17 protein-coding genes are annotated in these 20,255 nt (G+C 49.5%); 4 read left to right on the plus strand and 13 right to left on the minus strand.

The window, feature by feature from the left end; translation table 11 throughout:
- Positions 1–99: 99 nt before the first annotated feature.
- Positions 100–393 (minus strand): hypothetical protein, encoded by a 294-nt coding sequence (locus IKG78_RS10490; RefSeq protein WP_290943123.1) that lies wholly within the window; start codon positions 391–393, stop codon positions 100–102.
- A gap of 173 nt (positions 394–566) precedes the next feature.
- On the opposite strand from IKG78_RS10490, the gene IKG78_RS10495 reads away from it, so the two are divergent.
- Both IKG78_RS10495 and yfcE read left to right on the plus strand, forming a co-directional pair.
- On the plus strand, positions 567–4,379 hold the full coding sequence (locus IKG78_RS10495) for a transglutaminase domain-containing protein (protein WP_290943125.1): 3,813 nt from the start codon (positions 567–569) through the stop codon (positions 4,377–4,379).
- Between the two features lie 184 nt (positions 4,380–4,563).
- The gene (yfcE, locus tag IKG78_RS10500; RefSeq protein WP_290943127.1) at positions 4,564–5,217 is read left to right on the plus strand and encodes a phosphodiesterase; all 654 of its coding nucleotides are present in this window, start codon (positions 4,564–4,566) and stop codon (positions 5,215–5,217) included.
- 184 nt (positions 5,218–5,401) lie between these two features.
- Here the strand turns inward: yfcE and IKG78_RS10505 are convergent, their stop codons facing one another.
- Together IKG78_RS10505 and IKG78_RS10510 are read right to left on the minus strand one after the other, a co-directional pair.
- Positions 5,402–5,992 (minus strand): inorganic diphosphatase, encoded by a 591-nt coding sequence (locus tag IKG78_RS10505; RefSeq protein WP_290943129.1) that lies wholly within the window; start codon positions 5,990–5,992, stop codon positions 5,402–5,404.
- 236 nt (positions 5,993–6,228) lie between these two features.
- Positions 6,229–7,932: a BamA/TamA family outer membrane protein gene (locus IKG78_RS10510; RefSeq protein ID WP_290943131.1), complete on the minus strand. Its 1,704-nt coding sequence runs from the start codon at positions 7,930–7,932 to the stop codon at positions 6,229–6,231.
- Between the two features lie 144 nt (positions 7,933–8,076).
- On the opposite strand from IKG78_RS10510, the gene IKG78_RS10515 reads away from it, so the two are divergent.
- Positions 8,077–8,541 carry a hypothetical protein gene (locus IKG78_RS10515; RefSeq protein WP_290943133.1) on the plus strand — a complete coding sequence of 155 codons (465 nt, stop codon included), beginning with the start codon at positions 8,077–8,079 and terminating at the stop codon, positions 8,539–8,541.
- Positions 8,542–8,735: 194 nt separating this feature from the next.
- Positions 8,736–11,642 carry an ATP-dependent helicase C-terminal domain-containing protein gene (locus IKG78_RS10520; protein ID WP_290943135.1) on the plus strand — a complete coding sequence of 969 codons (2,907 nt, stop codon included), beginning with the start codon at positions 8,736–8,738 and terminating at the stop codon, positions 11,640–11,642.
- A gap of 95 nt (positions 11,643–11,737) precedes the next feature.
- On the opposite strand, the gene IKG78_RS10525 is transcribed toward IKG78_RS10520, so the two are convergent.
- From IKG78_RS10525 to IKG78_RS10570, 10 genes are all read right to left on the minus strand, one after another.
- Positions 11,738–13,330, minus strand: coding sequence for a choice-of-anchor I family protein (locus IKG78_RS10525; RefSeq protein WP_290943137.1), 1,593 nt, complete (start codon positions 13,328–13,330; stop codon positions 11,738–11,740).
- A gap of 40 nt (positions 13,331–13,370) precedes the next feature.
- Positions 13,371–13,817: a hypothetical protein gene (locus IKG78_RS10530; RefSeq protein WP_290943139.1), complete on the minus strand. Its 447-nt coding sequence runs from the start codon at positions 13,815–13,817 to the stop codon at positions 13,371–13,373.
- Positions 13,818–13,827: 10 nt separating this feature from the next.
- On the minus strand, positions 13,828–14,787 hold the full coding sequence (locus tag IKG78_RS10535) for an adenosine kinase (RefSeq protein ID WP_290943141.1): 960 nt from the start codon (positions 14,785–14,787) through the stop codon (positions 13,828–13,830).
- Complete coding sequence (locus tag IKG78_RS10540) at positions 14,787–15,677, minus strand: rhomboid family intramembrane serine protease (protein ID WP_290943143.1); 891 nt, start codon at positions 15,675–15,677, stop codon at positions 14,787–14,789. The genes IKG78_RS10535 and IKG78_RS10540 overlap by 1 nt, the downstream gene beginning before the upstream one ends.
- On the minus strand, positions 15,664–16,248 hold the full coding sequence (coaD, locus tag IKG78_RS10545; protein ID WP_290943145.1) for a pantetheine-phosphate adenylyltransferase: 585 nt from the start codon (positions 16,246–16,248) through the stop codon (positions 15,664–15,666). Before coaD ends, IKG78_RS10540 begins: the two co-directional genes overlap by 14 nt.
- A 223-nt stretch (positions 16,249–16,471) precedes the next feature.
- Complete coding sequence (rsmD, locus tag IKG78_RS10550) at positions 16,472–17,014, minus strand: 16S rRNA (guanine(966)-N(2))-methyltransferase RsmD (RefSeq protein ID WP_290943147.1); 543 nt, start codon at positions 17,012–17,014, stop codon at positions 16,472–16,474.
- A 1-nt stretch (position 17,015) separates the two neighbouring features.
- Positions 17,016–17,999, minus strand: coding sequence for a hypothetical protein (locus IKG78_RS10555; protein WP_290943149.1), 984 nt, complete (start codon positions 17,997–17,999; stop codon positions 17,016–17,018).
- The gene (locus IKG78_RS10560; protein ID WP_290943150.1) at positions 17,996–18,907 is read right to left on the minus strand and encodes a hypothetical protein; all 912 of its coding nucleotides are present in this window, start codon (positions 18,905–18,907) and stop codon (positions 17,996–17,998) included. The genes IKG78_RS10555 and IKG78_RS10560 overlap by 4 nt, the downstream gene beginning before the upstream one ends.
- Before the next feature lie 33 nt (positions 18,908–18,940).
- Positions 18,941–19,435: a helix-hairpin-helix domain-containing protein gene (locus IKG78_RS10565; RefSeq protein ID WP_290943151.1), complete on the minus strand. Its 495-nt coding sequence runs from the start codon at positions 19,433–19,435 to the stop codon at positions 18,941–18,943.
- Positions 19,422–20,168, minus strand: coding sequence for a 3-deoxy-manno-octulosonate cytidylyltransferase (locus tag IKG78_RS10570; RefSeq protein ID WP_290943153.1), 747 nt, complete (start codon positions 20,166–20,168; stop codon positions 19,422–19,424). The genes IKG78_RS10565 and IKG78_RS10570 overlap by 14 nt, the downstream gene beginning before the upstream one ends.
- Positions 20,169–20,255: the final 87 nt, after the last annotated feature.

A 20,255-nucleotide genomic window follows, 5' to 3' on the forward strand; every position in this document is an offset into this window, starting at 1 on the left:
GGAGTAGGAAGTAAACAGTAGGAAGTGGTTAGTGGTTAGTAAACAGTGGTTAGTGGTTAGAGGTTGGGATGCGTCATCCTACGAAGTCGAAGGATCCAGTTACGGTCTAGACGAGAGACTCAAAAGCAACACGGACAACAACCGAACAACAGCCGCAATCTTCATGTACTTGCGTGATTTTACCCAATAGCGGGACTTGAGTTTGTTTGATTCGTTATTGACAAAAGAACGGATACCACATCCAGCTATCAAATGGTACTTGATTTCAGCAGAAGTATCGCGAGATTCTATTTCAGCAGATTCGTTACCGCAGGCATCTTTTCCGTCCAAAATCTTCTTTATGCCATCATCAGCAGAATCGGGCGTTATGTATGTAATAGAAAACGAATCCAACAGTAACTATCTAAAAAATTCTTTGAAAACAAATGTTTTCATCATAACAACTCTTTTGTAAAAATAAATTAAGAATACACAGATTATTCCTAATTGAACAACATCGCACTACTTTTCGCACACCCTAATTTTCTAAAATTAAGGTGTTAAACAATTTTATAATGAGTGTTCCTATGATTCGTTCGTTTGTAAAAAAAGAAAGTTCTCTCGCCCGCTTGACCGCTGCATTCGGGTTGTTTTTCCTGTTTTCTTGCGCTGGCAATAACACGCCAGAGGTGAATCCCTCCCCCGCAACGGATGTATCGGCTACGACCGAAGAATCGTCTTACGAAGAAGACACCCCAGAAGTCGATTACACTTCTGAAGAAACGGTCGCGCCAAAAGCAACCGGCGGCACCATCGAAACGAGCGGCTACACGTTTACCGCCCCACACAACGGATGGACAATCATCGGCGGCGAAGACAACGCCCCCTACGAATTTTACAACCCAGAGACAGGTCGCCGCGCCGTTCTCGTCGAAGTGACGCTCCCCGATGGAGAACCGCTCCGCCTCATGGATCGCGCACAAATCGAAATGCAGTCGTTTGAATCGAGCGGCAAAAAAGCGACGCTCGCAGAGACTTACCCCGAAGAAGCTTTCGGCACGACGGGTGCATTCTTTGACGTGGCAGGCAAGCGCTACGACACGCCATACGAAGCCGTAGGCATTGTCCTCGGAGCCGGAAACCGAGTCTTTACGCTCACGCTTGCCGCAAACGATGTCCAGCTGTCCGCAGGCGAACTCAAGCAAGAATGGAAAGACTTCTTCGCGGCATTCAAGCTCAAGGACGTTGTCAAAGAAGCCGTATCGGAACTTTCCGACGAACGCGTCACGAAGCATTCAAGCGCAGACCTAGGCTACACCTGGAGCACCAAAGACACGCTTTGGCATACCTGGACAAGCGTTGCACGCCAGAACGAAGACCCAGACTTGGTCTTAAGCAACAAGAAAGAAGACATTTCGTTGTTCGTATATGGAGCAATCGTCCCGAGCGAAGAAGTCGGCCAGCAGGACATGTTCAAAGTGCTCCTCAGCCGTCTCGGCCTTTCAATGAACGATCCGTCCATTGAAGTCCAGCGCGTGAAAGTCGGCGACCGTTACGCCCAGGAATTTACGCTCACTCGCGTTGTCAACAAGTTTGACTTCTATTATACAGGCCGCTATTTCTACGATAACGGGCGCGGCATCCTCATCGCCACATGGACGCAAGGTGTCAACAAAAAGAAATACGCTTCGGTGATGAAGAACGCCATCGAAGGGCTTAAAGTCGGTGCAAAGCCAGAACAGGCCAGCGACGAAGAAGCACGCAAAAAGCAGAACAAATTCAACGCAGCCGTCATGAGCCAAGTCGGCATTCTCCGTTTGCTCGAAGACCAGCCGTTTGTCGCCCTCAGTTACTTTGAACGAGCGAACAAGATGGACCCGGAAGAACCGCTCTACCTCATCAACTGCGGATTCGTATATCAGATGAAAGAACTTTACGGTCCTGGCATCAGCTACTTTACAAGCCAAATCGATCTCGTGCGCAAGAACGGCAAGTTGCTCTCCATCCTCGGTGAAATGTACGAAGCATTGTTCGATTACGGTCACGCCCGCGAATGTGCCGAAGCAGCACTGCGCTATACGCCGAACAACCCGGAATACGTCATTAACTTGAGCGACGCCCTTTGGGGTTTGGGACAACGTCACCAGTCCCTCATCGTCGTGCAACGACTCTACGACACGCAGCCCAGCTCCCGCCTCGGCGTTTATCTCGCCAAGACATACATGGGCCTGGACCAGTACGCCGAAGCCGTCGATATTTTGTACGCTATCCGTGGACGCTTTGGCATGAGCAAGGAACTTGGCGAAACGCTCATGGATGCATTGATGTTCCTCGGTCGCTACGAAGAAGCCCGCGCCATCAGCGAAGAAACGCTCGCCAAGGCCAAGAACGATTACAAGATTTGGACGATGCACGGCAAGATTCTTTTCTACAGCCGCAATTACCGCGATGCCGAAAAGGCGCTCACCAAGGCACTTGCCCTCAAGTCGGATAACGAAGATGCAAAGAGTTTCCTCTCCGCGACAAAAGCTTACCTCGGCAAGGCCGACAACCGCACGTTGCAAAAGCCAATTACGCCTGTCGAAGACCGCACCGCCGACTTGAAAACGCTCCTGCATCCGCAAGCCAAGAAAACCGCCGTCGAAGGCGACTTCCCAGCCGTCATCCATTACCAGAAAGAAGCTCTCAAGGCAGAAAAAGGTTCTAACTGGGTCCGCAGCGAAGAAATGTTGCTCGAAGTTTTGGACCAGCGCGGGGCCGCCATCTATCGCGAATTCACGTTCGACTTTTTGCCGGGCTTTGACCGCATTTACCTGAACGCCCTTGAAGTCTATGACAGCAACTGGAAGCTGAAACAGAAAGCAAGCTTGAACGGAGCTTACATCACCTACGCTACAGAAATCGGCGGCGGCAACGAAAGCCAGACGGCCCACTTCCCGCTCTCCGAAATCGCTCCGGGAGACTTCATTTACATGCAGTTCAGCCGTACGAACATTCAGAACAAGGGAATGATACCTTACACAAATTACGAAAGCAGCCGCGACGTGCCCGTGGGAGAATCGGTATTCCGCATTTATGCCGACACGACACGCTTTGTCACCGAAGAATACGGTCCGCTCCAAAAGGCACCTATCAAGGGTGGCATCGAATGGAAGATTGAAAATCCTGTTATCGTCCGCAAGGAACTTTACATGCCGGTGTATCGCGACTTCGGCGCAGGCCTCATGCTCACGGGCAAGCAGGAATGGCGCGACGTCGGCGACGATTACCAGAACCTCATCAGTCACCAGTTCAAGCAGGCCGTCAAAGTTCGCGAACAAGCTTTCGAAGTACGTGGCAACAAGATTGGCGACGAAGCCGTCAAGGCGATTGTCAACTTTGTCCGCCATGACATTCGCTACCGCGACGTGCGATTCGGCGGTCACAGTTTGATTCCGCAGACCGCAGAAGTCACGCTCAAGGAACACCGCGGCGACTGCAAGGACATGGCTCTTTTGCTCAAGGACATGCTCGAAGCGATTGGAGTCAAGAGCTACCTCACGGCCATCCACCTGACCGAAGAAGGTTTCTCGCACTTGCCGACCATCCAGCAGTTCAACCACATGATACTCTACATCCCGAAGCAAGGCAAGATTAGCGAACGCTGGGTCGATGCAACCGACAAGACCGGCAACGACCGCCCCGTACCACTCGACATGGAAGGCAAAGTCGCCCTCGTCATCGACGGAGACCAGAGCCATGTGGTAACAACTCCGATTCTCGAAGACAACCAGGAACATCAAATTGCAATCCAGCACGATTTGTTCATCGGCGAAAACGGCAATTGCGAATTCCGCGATTCCGTGCAGCTCCAGGGCAAGTTCGCAAGCGCCATCCGCAACAAGTTCTTTGGCCGCGATGTCAAGGAACAGGAGAAATTGCTTGAACAGTTCCTCGCATCCGGCGTACCCGACGTGAGCATCGGCAACATCCGCATCGAGAATCTCGACCAGTTCAACAAGCCGCTGATTATCGTGAATACTTACCTCTCCAAGGGTTACTTCGGCCAAGGCGGTTCTGAACTCAAGGGACGCTTCCCGAACGTCTGGGAAAGAAGCCTCTTCAAGCTCCCGAAAGTCGCCAAGCGCCACCACCCCATCCGCATGCCGCACGAAACGCAATTCAGCTTCAAGCTGAACATCAAGACGGCAAGCGGACACACAGCAACGCTCACCGAAGCCAAGCCGCTCAACCGCGAAGTCGATTACGTCAGCTTCGAAAAGCAGCCGAAGTCCAAGACTTCCAGCGGTATCAAGTGGACCACGTTTGCGCTCTACGCCGACCCCAGCGAATACGACAAGATCCGCGAAGAATGGAACTACCTGTTGAACGAAACCAGCCCGATGATTACAGTGAAATAAGCGGCTTCGCCGCAGTAGGCAATAGGAAGTAGACAGTAGGCAGTGGTTAGGATTTACAATCGCGGAGAAGCCGCCCTGCATACTAACCACTGTTTACTAATCACTAAATTCATTCCTGTTTACTAACCACTGTTTACTAACCACTAACAACCATTGACTAATGACCAATAACCATTGACTAACTATGCGTGCTTTAATTCTCTCCGATATTCATGGTTCGGCCTTGGCAGCAAGGCAAGCACTCTCGTTCTTTGAAAAATTCAACTGCGACAAGATTTTCTTGCTCGGCGATACGCTTTATCACGGGCCACGAAATCCGCTCCCGGCAGGACACGGCCCCATGGGCGTTGTCGAAGCACTCGCGCCTTACAAAGACCGCATCGTCGCCGTCCGTGGCAATTGCGATGCCGAAATAGATTTGATGATGCTCGACTTTTCCATCGAAAACGAATACGCCGTCATTGAAGATAACGGTTTTCACTTGTTTTTGAGCCATGGGCATATCTTTATGCCGGAATGCTTTCCGCGTAATGCTCTCGAAAGCATCGAATCGACAGGCGCCGCACACTCCATAGAACTCGAAATCGCCGCAAAACAAAAGCCGTCAATTGACGTTTATTTATACGGACACACGCACATCTGGAAACTCGAAAAGAACTTTCGTGACGTGCTCATCGTGAATCCCGGTTCCACGAGCCTGCCCAAAGGTGGAAATCCCCCCACCTTCGGCTTTTATGAAAGCACGCCGGCAACCGCAAATGAACCTGCCCAAGCCAAATTCAGCATCCACAAACTTGACGATGGCAAAGAACTAGCAACCTTCAGCATCACTGCATGAAGTTAAGTTATAAATAAATCCCCCTAAAAGATTCCGATAGTATTTAATAAAATTAAAGAGTCTCCACCGGAGACTCTTTTTTTACGACACTCGCCTTTAAATTAAGTAAAAAACAACTTCGTTGTTTTTATAGATATTGCGCCTCGGTTATAAAAACGTGCAAGCACGGTCGCAGCTCTCGCCTTTAAATTAGTTCTTCAGCGGTGATTTTTTCGTCGTGTTCGGGTTCCTGGTAGCAGGCATCCGGCACTTGAACCTGATTCTGGAAATAAGCCCTGTGAGCGGCTATCACCTTTTCACGGGCGAACGCCGCATCTTTCCAATCGCCAATTTGAACGTCCTTGCCTTCCAATTCCTTGTAGTTCTGGAAGAAGTTCTTCGTAATGCGGAGGAACATTTGATCAACGTCGGTAATATCGCAGAACGGACGCGGGTTGAACACCGGCACGCCAAGAACCTTGTAGTCCTTCTTGCCGCCGTCGGTCATGTCGAGAGCGCCAATGACACGGCACGTGCAAACGGTTCCCGTAATCATGGATGCCGGACTATAGATGAGCATGTCCAAAGCATCGCCATCGTCAGCCTTGGTGCTCGGAATAAACCCATACGTGCAAGGGTAGCTCATGGAACTCAAAAGGCAGCGATCCAGACGAAACACATGCAAGCGTTCGTCGTATTCATACTTCAAATTCGTGTCTTTGCCGATTTCCACGACGCAATCCACTTCAAAGGGATACTTGCGTCCGATAGGAAGATCTAGATAGTTAATAGCCATTTGTTCTCCGTAGCCCCAAATCGAGCTTTTTCATTTCTTTCAATATGGTAATATAAATTTAACATTTATTTACATAAAATTCAAGGGGGATGGTTAGAGGAAAGACGAGAGACGAGAGACGAAAGACGACAAGCGCGAAAGACGAGAGAAAAATCTTTCGTCTCTAGTCTGTAGCCGCGTAGCGGCGTTCTTTCGTCTATCATCTGTAGCCGCATAGCAGCGTTCTTTCGTCTAACCTACCGGGCTCGCCAGCGGATGGCGGTGGTCTTGTCAAACAAACCTATGTGGAAAACCGGTTCCCCGTGATCAGGGCTGTACCCCACTTCAAAGCGGATGCGATCCAACGCAGGAACGATAAGATGCAAACCTCCATAAACAGCGCCTTCGTAATTTTTCCAGCTAGGAGTACCTTTATCCCAAAGCAAGCGGCCATCCAAACCCGCCACAATCTGAAGCCCATAGAAGAAGTTGACACCCCACAGCGACGCAGAACGGCGTTCGAGCAATACAAAACGCTCTTCGAGCGTGAGCAACACTTCGTTGATGCCCAAATACAACGAATCCGATTCATGACCGCGGAAAGTATTTGCCCCGCCATGATAATAGTAATCGTAGCGTTCCACCTCACCCAATCGCATACGGAGCAAGGCGGTAGCCCCCGTCACAAAAGGCCCATACGAGTAATAAATACGACCATCCCCCAGAAATTCCGTGAAATTTTCGTTCGTACTTCCAGCCCCCACATGCGTTACGTTACCTTCAAAATAAACACCCTTGCGGGAGTCCAGTTCACTATCGCGGAAATCAACAGCAAAACCAAGACCGAATTCAGGCAAATGGCCAGGACCACCTTCAAGATAGCGGTAAGCCGTCTTTCCCAAAATCGACAAATGCGGGAGCATATTCCAATCCAGATCCAAACTAAACAACCAACTTGCATCTTGAAAACCACGAATATCGTCCCAACTGTTCGTCCGCAAAAATTCAAAATTCCAACCCAGCGGAAGCCCCAATAAATACGGAGAACTGGCATACAAGGCATACTCGTTGTTTTCGAAGAACGGATTGACCGAAGTACGGTACTGCACCTCTGCACGGATATCTTCACCAAGAACGTTCAAGTCCGCAAGGGCAACTCCCAGCATGAAGCCATCACGATCTGTCTTTTTACCTGCGGGAGAGGGAATCCAGCGGAAAATTTCTTTAAAGTGGTAAGTAACTTTATACGAATTTAACGAACGTACCGTAGAGAGGTAGCCTTTATCAGACGAGATGGAATTAGGATTAGATGAACGTTGTTCAGCTAATTCGACAGATTCATCAACCGGAATGAGAGATGAAAGTGCGACGGTATTAGCCGAAAGACGAGAGACGAGAGACGAAAGTGAGTCCGTGTTAGACGAGAGGCGAGAGACGAGAGACGAGAGAGAATCTGTATTAGACGAGAGACGAGAGACGAGAGACGAAAGAGAATCTGTATTAGACGAGAGGCTTGCGACGAGAGACGAGAGGGTTTCGTTATTAGACGAGAGACGGGAAACGAAAGACGGGAGCGAATCCGGGTCTGGCGAACTCGATTTTTTTACAGGAACACTTGGCGGAGGTTCTGGGGATGGTTCATCCGGAACAGCAAGGATTTCATTGATGGATTCCTTTGTCGGCTCACAAGTGACCGTAATTTCGGTAAAAAGGTCAAGATCTTGCAACCGCAATTTTTCAACTTCAAAAGTTTTCTGTGTAAAGTGCTCCCCTACCTTTTGCAAGAGTTCACGCAAGACGACATGCGGCTGCGTATATTTAAGCCCCTTGAGTTCAATGGATGCAATTAAAGCTTCATCAGTACAAGGAACAGAATTATCAATGATTAGACCAGCGAAAGCTTGTCCAGAAAAACCAAGAACAGCACCCCATAAAACACAATTTTTCAAAGAACTAAACATGGGTGGAAATATAAAAATTCAAATTAATGATTTTCATCTACGGTTTATAATTTCTCGAATTACAGATTTATTTAAAATATAAGCTTTGGGCGATGGAGCATTTTTTCTATATTTGGGTCGTCTGAACCGAATGTTGAGGTGATTATGTTAGACTTTTTTGCAAACTACTGGCCGTACATCCTTATTCTGGTGGTGGTCGTTGTTTTATTTTTTGCTATCCGTGGTGCATTGAAGGGCCTAAAGGCTAGAAGCCCGTTCAACATGGAAAACATCCGCAAGAGCACCGAGCCGAACTTCCTTGCCCTCCAGCAGAAATCCAAGGCTCTGCTTGCCGACGCCGACATGATCTGCGAAATCAAGCCGGGTAGCGATCAGGTAATTCCCAAGAAAGAAGACATCAAGTTCTTCCGCCGTGCCGTGTCGCAAAAGTTCAAGCTGGCCGTGTTCCAGGTTCCGGGCACCAACAAGGTCGTATTCTTCTTCTGCAAAACCGAAGCCGGCATCAAAAGAAGACTCCAGAATTTGGTCATCAACCAGAAGTTCCGTGAAGGCAAGCCGCCCTACATGGACGATGCCACCGGCGAAAAGCTGAGATATCCGAAGGCTTAGGAAGTAGACTGTAGACGGTAGGAAGTGGTTAGTCGTTAGTGATTAGTGGTTGGGTTTTGTCACCATTGAGGGAGCCGCAAGGCAAGTCCTAGAGCGATGTGATAAAACAGATCCAGAGCATATATTTTACCGTTGTCACCCCGGTCACCGTGCCGGGGTCAGTTGTTTAAAGAGAAACTAAGAGAAAAAGACGCATGCGCACATACAAAGACCTAGCCATTGCCGAAGAAGAAGATAAGCTTGTCCAAGCCATCGAAACTTCAAGGAATTTGTTGATTGAAGCGCCTACGGGTAGCGGCAAGTCCTTGTATATTCCGTGGTTTTTGAGTAGGCATTGTAGCGGTCGCATTGTCGTGTTGCAGCCGAGGCGAATCGCGGCCCTCGCACTTGCACAGTATTCGGCAAAACTCCACAGCGAACCATGCGGAAAGACGGTCGGTTACCAGTTTAGGCAAGAGAGCTGCAAATCTAGCGAAACCCGCATTTTATTCCAGACATACGGAAACTTTTTGCAGGAACTTTTGCACGGGAAACTCGATGCGGACTGGGTCGTGTTCGACGAATACCATGAACGCAAAGCCGATATGGATTTGCTGTTCGCATTTTTGGTTAGACGAGAGATGCCACGGATTGCGGTGATGTCGGCAGCGCTGAACCGAGACGAACTCGAAAGCGCCCTTGGTGTAAAATGTTTGCAGCTCGGGCATCCGCTTTATCCTGTACAAATTCTGCACCAGAAACCCACCGCTGGAATAAACCTTGCAGCAGGGCAAGGCCTCGAAAGCGAAGTCGTCCGCGCTTTGCGAACTCTGTACCGCAACAACATTTGGCAAACGACGCTTGTCTTTTTGCCGGGTAAAGCAGAAATTGCCCGTTGCCACACCGCCGCAAGCGAAGCGTTTGGCGAAAACGTCGCTGAATTTTTGGAACTCTACGGCGGACAAGACCGCGCAACGCAAGACCGCATTTTCGAAGAAACGGAACGTCCGCGAGTCATCTTTACGACCAACATCGCAGAAACATCTATCACTGTGCCGAATGTAACTGGCGTCGTCGATAGCGGCATCGAACGCGTGAGCGAATACGACGATAGCGAAAAAGTGAACGTACTGCGAACGCTCCCGATTTCGTTGCAAAACGCGATACAACGCAGTGGCCGCAGTGGCCGTACGCAGAACGGCTGTGCCATCCGCCTCTGGACCGAAGATGCAGAAAAGCACATGCCGCAGGGAATCGTGCCCGAAGTATTGCAAATCGAGCCATCGGAACTCTTGCTGCAAAAAGCGGCACTGGAATTAGACGAGAGACGTGGTTCGACTAATTCGACAGGCTCATCAACCGGCTCACCAACCTTGACGAGATATACAACACTTGGGGCTTTGCCCCTTAGTGGACGTTATCCACTTTGTGGAGACGAGAGAGGCGAGAGCTGCGGGGCTGCTTGCAGACCCATAGCCGAGCCGACCAGTTTTGGCTCGAAGAGCAAAGACGAAAGAGGCGAGAGAGATGTCATTGCGAGCGAAGCATGGCAATCTCAAATACAATTGCCTACCGCGATTCCAGAAGCACGAGAGAGAGTCGCGACCAAGCTTCTCGAAATGTTCGGCATGCTCCAAGACGGTCGCATCACGGAACTTGGCAAACGTGCGATCCAAACGCCAATTTCAAGCATTCCGCTCGCCCTCATTCTCGCTAAGGCAAACAGCGCGGCAGACCTCCCCGACTTACTTTTAGCAGCTATGGCATGGATCCATTCGGGAACAGAATTTGTCCAGAAATCCAAGGTTTCGCTGGACTTGCTCACACTTGCGAATGACACACTTTCAAAAGCTGTGAACGTTCCGCGAGAAGTAAGCTTTACGCTGAAGCAGTTAAAGGATTATAGAGACTTTATAGACGAGAGACGTGGTTCGACTAATTCGACAGGCTCATCAACCGGCTCACCAACCTTGACGAGAGACGAGAGACGTGGTTCGACTAATTCGACAGGCTCATCAACCGGCTCACCAACCTTGACGAGAGACGAGAGACGAGAACCTTACAAGGCAAGCGACAACAATGACAAAAACAGTTCCATCAAAAGGAACGAAGTTCCGTCCTCGCAGTTCATCGCCCAAAGCCTTCTCGACGCTTTCCCAGACCGTCTCGGCACGCCGAGCGGAAGTGCATACAAGCTAAGCAACGGCAATACAATCCGGTTGCAAGTAGCTGAACCGCCTTACGCATTGCTCGCCCTCACGATGCTTCGCACCGGCGGTGGCAGCAAATCGGAACTCCGCGTAAGCCTTTACGCCCCCATCCCTAAAGAACTGCTCGGCGGCGAAAGCGAAAACGTCCGCTACGAACTCCTGTGGCGAAGCGGCCAAGAACGCTTTATCGGCGTTGAAATTCACGAAAGCGAAAGCATCAACGGCGACGTGCGCGAAATCAGCCGCAAAGAAATCCTCCCGCAAGAAGCGTCGCCCAAAGTTCTCGAAAAGCTCAAGGAACTCACCGCCGAAGCGTGGCAAGACAAACTTGAAAAAGAAAACTGGACGGGACGCTACATGACCGAAAACGTGCAGACGCTCCTCATCAAAATGCGTCTTGCCGCAAAACTTTATCCAGAATACGGGCTCCCGGAATTCAACGACGAGGACATGGAACTGATTTTCAATGAACTCACGGACGGCATTTTCTTGCTGCGAGACATCAACGAAGACCGTTACAGAAACATCGTCGAAGATTACTTCGGGAAGTCGATGTTAGCTTGGTTGCAAAAGACATTCCCCAACCATTACGTTCTTCCGAACGGGAAACGCGCACGCTACAGCTACCAAGCCGTCGCCACAGCCGACGAACAAAGCAGCGGCAAGATTGTGCAAAGCGCAGACGGCGTACTCGTCGAAATTTCTGCCCGCATCGAAGACTTCATGCAGCTCCGCGGTGAACATAAAATTGCCGACGGCAAACTCAAAGTGCGTTACGACATTCTCGCCCCGAATTTTCGCACGATACAGAAAACGTGGGACCTCACAAGCTTCTGGCAAAACACCTACGCCGAAGTCCGCAAAGAATTAAGAGGAAGATACCCCAAGCACCCGTGGCCGGAAACGGTATAAGTGGTTAGTGGTTAGTGATTAGTGGTTAAGGATGTAATAAAAACGTTCTAATTACACATCCTGTTTACTAAACACTGTTTACTAACCACTAAAACCTACTTCACGCTATATACCGCTAGCGCTTTGCTGTACTCGTAGCCGACGACTAAAAGCGGCTCGCCGTTCGGGCTTTTTTCAGCAGGAATAAATAAAATGCCTTCAGGGCCGCGATCTTTCGGATTCAAATAAAAATCAACGATTTTCGGCATAGTTCCGTTTTCGACTCCGGTAATGTCAAAAACAGCGACAGCACTTGCGCGTTCCAGCCCAGCAAAAGCATAGCGTTTTGCGCCCGCAACTCCCGTCGTCACGTTTTCCGGTTCGCATCCTTTGTCCTCACTGCGGGCATCCATCTTGACTTTGCCTTTCTTGGAATTCCAGTTAAAGTAATCCGGAGCGACTTTTGCCATCGTCTGTTCAAAAGCATCACCGGAATCCCAAATCAAGCGTCCCGTTGCACCTTCAAAAATGCTGATGGAACGTGTTCCAAAGCTGTACATATAAGGGCACTTGCCATTCTGCGTTTTATCCGGCGCGGTGTCGCAACGTTCCAAATTGCTGACCGTCACGTTTTTGAGTTCATCAAGCATGCCTGTGTTAAACAGAACCGGGTCAAGAACTCCCTGCTGCATAAGCATCATCGGAGTCGTCACGTCCGTCCAAGCCTTGTAATCATTGACTGGCGCGCCTTCATTTGCGGTGAGCACAAACGACTTTCCGTTCACGGTGAACGAAGATATTCCATCCGGCTGGCGCAAGCCTCGCAACGGATAATTCTTGATATCAATTTTCTTGTCCTTCTTGACATCAAGTCCAAAGCCCGGCTTCGAATGATCGACATACCCCAGCGGGAACACGTCCAAAATTTTCTTGGCCACAACATCAAACTTCACAAGTGCATTATTTTCTTGCAAACTAATCCATGCCGTCTTGGAATCCGAGGCCACCGTGATATATTCCGGTTCGAGCGACTGCACGAAACTTTTCACGCCCGTTTTGCGGACACCGGCAGCCATAAGCTTTAGCGAGTCAAGCCCATTAAAACCCACAACAGTTTTTTGTGGCTTTGCCCAAGCTTTCGCAAGGTCTGCATCACGCGCCGGCGCATTTACGCCAGCAATCGAAAGCACGCCAATGCCGCCTTCCGGGTCTTCGGCAAACGTCTCGTCCGGCGAGCCTTCGCAAGCCACTAGCAAATTCTTTCCGTCCGGCGTAAACGTAATCATGTCGGGCATGTAGCAAAGTTCGTGCAAGCCCAGCACCTCAAGCCCTTTATTGTAGCGCATCACCTGCACATGGCCCATCTTCCATTCGGGATTGTTCAAGAGGCTCACCGCCACGAGGTCGCCATAAACGGTCACGCTAGAAGCGCCGCCCGGCAGCTTGACTTCACTGACCTTTTTCGGATTCGCAGGATTGGCCATATCCACGACTTCAAGGACGTTTTCGCCACCGACAACGAACAACACCTTCTTTTCGGGCATGAACGATGAGATTTCAGCCGTTGTCATGGGAATTGAAGCAATCTGCTTTAACACAGAGCCCATCTGGAACGGACCCGCCGGAGCATCCGACTTCTTAGCAAACGAAATACCCGTACCGAAGGTCGCTCCCAAGAGCAAACTACAGACTAAAGCGAATTTATTCATTTCAACCCCCACCGCGACGACCGCGATTGACTCAAAAAAGTTATTTCATGATAAGCCACATGATAAGCATGCCCACGCCAAAGCTCGCCGCCATCGACATAGAAGCCATCGCACGGTCGGAGACTTGCTTATCCTCGTCCGCTTGTTTCTGCTTTTCAATTTTTTCAGCTTGTTCCTGGCTGGCTTCCATCGCAACGCTCAAAGCCTTGGCACAAGTTTCGTTGTTTTTCTTGAGCGTGTTGTAGCTCTGTTCCCAGTTTTCGCATTTTGCACGTTCGACTTCGAGTTCAGAACGGAGCGAGTTTTTCTCGACGGTGCAAGAGCTATCACGGAGGGCCATCACGCTATCGCGAACGGCGATTTCCGCAACAAGTTCCGCCTTTTCCGCATCCTGAGCCGCACCCTTAGCGCTTTGAGCAAGCACAGGCGATACAGCCAAAGCAGCGACAGCAAACAACTTCACAAAAGAACGAACAACAGAAACCATATATCCTCAACTACATCTGTGCGTGAACGCGCTGCCAGCCTTCTTCCGGGATTTGCGCACCCATGACCTGGACGACTTCGTTCGAAACGATGCTGCCGAGGTTGCCCGAACGTTCCATGTCCCAGCCGTTCATGTAGCCGTAAAGGAATCCCGATGCCCAGAGGTCACCGGCGCCCGTCGTGTCGATTGCTTTTGCAGCCCCCGCAGAAACACGAGTCACCACGCCGTCCTTTGCAATCAAGGCACCGCGTTTGCCAATCTTCACGACTGCAACCTTCGCTTTTTTCGCTAAAACTTCGAGTGCAGCTTCTTCTTTCACGCCCGCATAAGCAAAAGCTTCGTCTTCGTTCGCGATGATGATATCAATCATCTTGTTTTCGAAAAGTTCATCGAACAACTTGCGGCAAGCATCGACCACGCCGAACGAGCTGAAATCAAGAGCCGTTTCGACACCGAGACTGCGGGCAAGTGTAAACGATTTTTTGAAGCATTCGCCGTTAAACGCACGGTAGCCTTCGGCATACAAAAGTCCCACATCGTCATAAAGCGCCGGCGTAAAATCATCCGAACCGAGGAAATCAGAAGCACCAAGATACGTCCACATCGAACGCTGGGCATCCGGAGTCACGGCAGAGAATACGCAACCCGTAGCCGCTTCGGAAAGACCGACCTTTGACTCCACACCGTTGTTTTTCAAATGAGCTTGGAAGAGCTTGCCGAGTTCGTCATCGCCCACCTTGCTGATAAACGCAGCCTTGCCACCGAGACGGGCAACACCCACCATCGTATTGCAAGTCGAGCCACCCGGAACGCGAATCGGATTTTCGAGCGAACCCAAAAACTTTTCCATCTGCGGCCAATCGACCATGTTCATGCCGCCTTTCTGCACGCCCTGGGCCGCGATCCATTCATCGCTTACGTTAGCCAAAATATCAACAAGGGCAGCGCCCATACCAAGTACTTTTTTCATTAGAATCCTCCGCGACGGCGACGCAACTTGTCGCCCGCTTTCAATAAAAATTCACGTTCCGATTCGCTCAAGGACTGGACGCCTTCGCGCTCCACTTTCTTGAGAATATCGTCCATGCGTTTCTGTTCATCAACGTAGAACACTTCACCTTCGAGAACTTCCGGCTCTTCGCTACGACTTTGATAAGAACGCGAAGAACTTGTCCGATTATATTTTTCAGGATTGTTCGAGAACAAGCGGAACAACCCGGACAACGGAGAGTTGTAAAGAAAATTCGAACCGTTCTGGTAAATCGACATATAAATGAAACCGGCGACAACGCCGCCCAAGTGGGCAAAATGCGCAATCATGTCACCGGATCCGGCAAAGAAAATATCCAAAAAAATCATCACCCATATAGCATGCTTGATTTTCATCGGAATGATAAAGAACATGAGGAGCATGCGTTCCGGGAAGAACTTGTAATAGGCGACAAAGATTCCCATCAACGCACCCGATGCGCCGATAATCGGATTGTTCGTAAGACCGAGCAAGCACATAAAGAAACTGAACAAGGCCGCAAAAATTCCACAGAAGAAATACATGACAACAAAATGCCGCGTCCCCATCCATTCCGCCACTTCAGAACCGAACATCCAAAGCATAAGCATATTGAAGAAAAAATGCACAAAATCGACATGGACGAACATATACGTCACATAGCGCCAAACTTCGAGCGGACTCGTCGGGAAAAACGCCCCGAAATAAACGATATACTCGCGTAAACTACCGTAACCGACTCCCGGCAAATTCAGAGCAAGATCTTTCCCAAACAAGGCCATCAAGAAAACAGCCGCGTTCACAAGCAACAAGAGCCGTAAGGGTGTGGTTAAATATTTAAAGGGTTTCATAAGTTTTCCTATACGCAATTAAAAGCATTCTAACAATATTTTTCGGAACGAATTTCGACAAGAGATTCTTCCGTTCGGCCAAGGATTTTTCTTTACCGCACTTGAGGAGTTCACGGACAAGGGAACTGCTCACCGCGAGGTGTTCCTGCGCGCTCATCAAAAACACAGTTTCGATATCGCCCACCCCATAAATGACCTTGTTGTTCCATGCGACCGCCTGTTCTGCGTCGAGGTCAGACGCATTGCGGATTCCGCGAACGAGGTAACGAGCATCTACGGACTTCATAAAATCGACCGTCAGTCCATCGTGAACAGCAACCGAAACGTTCGGAATTCCTGAGACAGCCTCCTCCACCATCGCCTTGCGGGTTTCGGCATCGAACATGTTCTTTTTGCTTGCGTTCTGCGCGACAACGACAAACAAGGAATCGAACATCATTGCGGCACGCTTCACAAGGTCCAAATGCCCAACGGTAAACGGGTCGAAAGAACCGGCAAAAACCGCCACGCGAAGTCCGCAACGATTCCCTTCAAGCAATTTTTCCGCGATTGCATTTTTGAGTGTGTTCAAGTTCCGCTCCATGGTTAAAATTTACAAAAAAGCAAGCAGGAAAAAGAGGTATTAGGCAATAGGTTTTAGGGATTAGGCTTTAGAAAAAGGTCAATGGTCATTAGTCATTGGTCATTGGTCAATGGTTTACAAACATTAGAGAAGCCCGATTAAGTCGGGCATGACAGGACGAAAAGTCCGAGACAACAACGCGTAATATGTCCTAAAACCTACAACCTGTAACCTAACCCCTAACAATTATCAACGACGATTCGCCGTAGCGGCGGACCTGACCTTGAAAACCTTCTTCTGTGGCCCAATCGGGCAACTTACGGCTCGGAGCCTCGAACACAGCGACTCCGCCGGGATTTAGCCATTCGATGAACGGTCGCAAGTCCGGGTAGTCCATATCCTTAAACGGAGGGTCTGCATAAATTAAGTCAAAGCCTTCTTCCGCACAAAGAACTTCTTTCTTGAGCGTAAGCACGTTTGTTTCTAACAATTTAAGTTTGTCAAAAACGCCAACGGCCTTATACGAACGCTCAATCATCCGCGCTTGCGGACGAGCAAGCTCTACCGCAGTCACGCTTACAGCCCCGCGACTAATCGCTTCAAGTCCCATGATGCCGCTCCCGGCAAACAAATCCAGCATGTGGAATCCTTCGACTCCCTGCAATATATTAAAGAGAGCTTCCCTTGTACGGGAAGCTGTTGGACGAGTCTTCATGGAGTCCGGGGACTCTATATTACGTCCCCGCAACAAACCACCAGTGATACGTATCGGCATACTAGCGGAGAACGAACATTTCGATGCGCATCGATGCGAGCATAAACTTCTTTGAGAACTTGAGAGACGTTTTTGGAATACCCATACGGATTGGGGATTCTGCGAACGCGTTGAAGAAGTTCAGCATATCGGCAAAGTCTGTCGTCGCCGTCACAAAGTACGCATAACGTTTATAGACACCGAAATCCTCGATTACAGGCTTTTCAAAACCCTTCAGCACGACTTTATTTGCAGTGCCCAAAGCCTTGACCGCCTTTATCTCAGCAGCGATTTCTGCAGATGGAACAAACTGACGCACCGCATCAAGGCGTTTCTGCGGAACAGAGAACTTACCAAATGCGGAAACTTCCGTCGCTGCTTCAGAAGAGATATCCGACTTGAGATCCATAGACACAGCCTTGAGTCTATCCATAAGCGAATGCTGAGAAGAAGACTTCATCGCAACACCGCGCAAATAGTAGTAGTTCGGAACTTGATAAACTATTTCAGAGAAGCCGATATCGTCCGGTACAGCCGTATTGAGGAACGACATGAACTGCGACAAGGATGTCTTTTGGAACGAAAGTTTTTCAAGAGGGAGATAATTATCATAGTCCGTTCGTTTGTTATTAAACAACGCTTGCGGACTAATCTCGCCGACAAGTTCCTTCACAGGCATCGCAGCACGCTTCTGTGCAGCCAAACGTTCTTGCTCGGCAATTTGTTCGGCAGTCGGACCGGCAGGGGCTGTCGGAGCAGCCTTCTTAGCACCAATCAAATCCACATAAGCATTCGGCAAAACGCCATCCAACGCAGCAGGAATACCAGCAACTTTCAAGAAAATGCTAAAAGCAGCAAAGATAACGACAGCCGCAACTGCAATAGTCAAAACTTTCTTCTTATGGCGGCGCTCCACTTCCACCACATTCGTCACATGCAAGTGTTGCGACAAATTACCCAAAGTGGCGTTCTTTTCAGCCACTGCAATAAGGTTCATGTGAATCATAGACCCTCCACCAAATTCAATGCTGCACCAACAGCACCGACACAGCAAATCATATCAACCGGGTTCACGCTTTCGTCAGACGGAAGCTGCGACAAACCAGTCACCAGCGAAACCTGGTATTCAGGAAGCTTATCCATAAGGATATTTACAAACAGTTCGTTCGAAGCCATTTCACCGCACAAACGAACATCAGTCACGCCCTTGACAGCATTCTCGGACTGGACCAGTTTCATCTGTTCGACAATTTCATTGGCAAGAATCGGGTAAGCAGCGTCTTCAGTCTTACCGACCATCGAAAGAGTCGATACGCAACGCAATGCTAAAAGTTCATCGCGGCGCATCCAGACAAGCGTCACGCCAGAGAAGTCCGCCTTCACGATGCAAACGGCATCCTTGATTTTTTCGCCAACATCCATCACGTTCATCAACGAAAGCACATCGACTTCCATAGACCTCGGGGAAAGCACACGAGAACGGAATCCCTTGCGAAGAGCATCAACCCATTCCTTGCGGACCGCCATGACAAGTTCGTTGTAACCCAACGAATCATCGCCACTTAACGTCTTGGAATCAACGATATAAGCACTTGATTCGGCATTGGTAAACAGTTCCAAATACCAGTCCAAATACTGATCCTTGCTTGCAACAGCCTCAGGCGGAACATAAACCTTGCGAATGATGGACATCGTCGCAGGCATCGTAACCGACGTAGCTTCAATGTTTTCGATCTTATTATCATCAACCCACTGCTGGAGCGTACTTTCGAAAAGAAAGATGTCATAAACAGGGTTGCACTCCGTCGGAAGGACTGCAGCCTTGAGAACCTTTTTTGCGGACGCATCCACAAGGGCGACTTTCATAGAAGTGTCGCTAACTTCAATTCCTAGATATAACTTCGTTTCACTCATAAAAATGCTTATGTAAAGTTTTATATCCTAAAACTAATCAAAAATTATCGATTGTAACATGTTTTCAAGTTTTTTCTTTCCAATTCCATGCACTTTTTTAAGGTCTGAGGGGCCTTTGAACGGTCCGGCAGCGTTTCTACGCTCGATAATCTTCTCGGCAAGCTTCGGTCCTACCCCTTTTAACGCACATAAATCATCGACACTCGCCGTGTTAATATGAAGCGGCAACACGACTTTTTTCTTCGGTTTTCGGTGATTTTCAAATTGAACCGCCCCCGCCTGATCAATCGTCTGGACAAGTTCTGTAGAGGTATTTATTTTATTTACAACGTCTCCAGAATCCGCACTAGCTATCGTATCGGGAACATCTTTTTCAAGCAGCGGCGATGACGCATTCGCGACAACAAAAGCCTCCCCCACCTCGAAACTTTCGATAGACGGGAGCCCCCAAGGGAAATAACGGAAAACAAGACCAATTGTAAAGAGGATTATTGCAAGTTTGATTATTCTTTTTTCAGATACGTTCATTGCCTTTTCTTAAAGGTTCATCTAGCAAAGGATATAGCAAACGATCTAATAAAATATTTTCAACCTGCTCTGCGTCCGAAGGGACATCCACAGAGATGCTCGGATAAGCGCTCTTGACAATGCGGATGGGACGACGTCCAAGAATTCGCATTTGTTCTAAAGAACGCTCCAGCTCAATTTTGCTCTGCGGAAGCGACGCAAACTCTTCGCGCGACTCGCGGGAGTAAGCGTAAATGCCCTGGTGCTGGAACCAGCGGCTAGCTTCTGCAGGGGCAACCGACCTTGTAAAATCGACAGCCACACCATCGCAAACGAGCACTTTCACGACGGTCTTGAGTTCTGCTTCTGACGGATTGAGCGGGCACGCCACCGTCACCCAGCAGTCGGGGTGTTCCGAGAGGTCTTGCGCAACATCGCGAAGCACCGAAGGCTCCACAAGCGGTTCGTCGCCCTGAAGATTCACGACCAAGTCGAGACCGAGCTTTTTGGCGGCCTCCGCCACGCGGTCCGACCCCGTCGCACATTCGCCCGTCATCACGCAGTCAAAGCCCGCCGCCGTGACTACCGCTTCGATTTCGGAACAGTCCGTCGCACAAACAATGCGGTCAAAGCAACCGGCAAGCATCGCCCGTTCCATGGTACGCACAATCATCTCCTTACCGTTGAGCTTCAGGAGAGGCTTTCCCGGGAATCTGGACGAGCCCATGCGGGCAGGAACAATGCAACTGACCATAATTTTGAATAGCGAGGTAATGCGCGGAGACGCGAATTGAACCGACTACAAAGCCCCACTCAATGCGAAGACAACTCGTCATTGCGA

The sequence above is a fragment of the Fibrobacter sp. genome (assembly GCF_017545445.1).
GTDB lineage: Bacteria > Fibrobacterota > Fibrobacteria > Fibrobacterales > Fibrobacteraceae > Fibrobacter.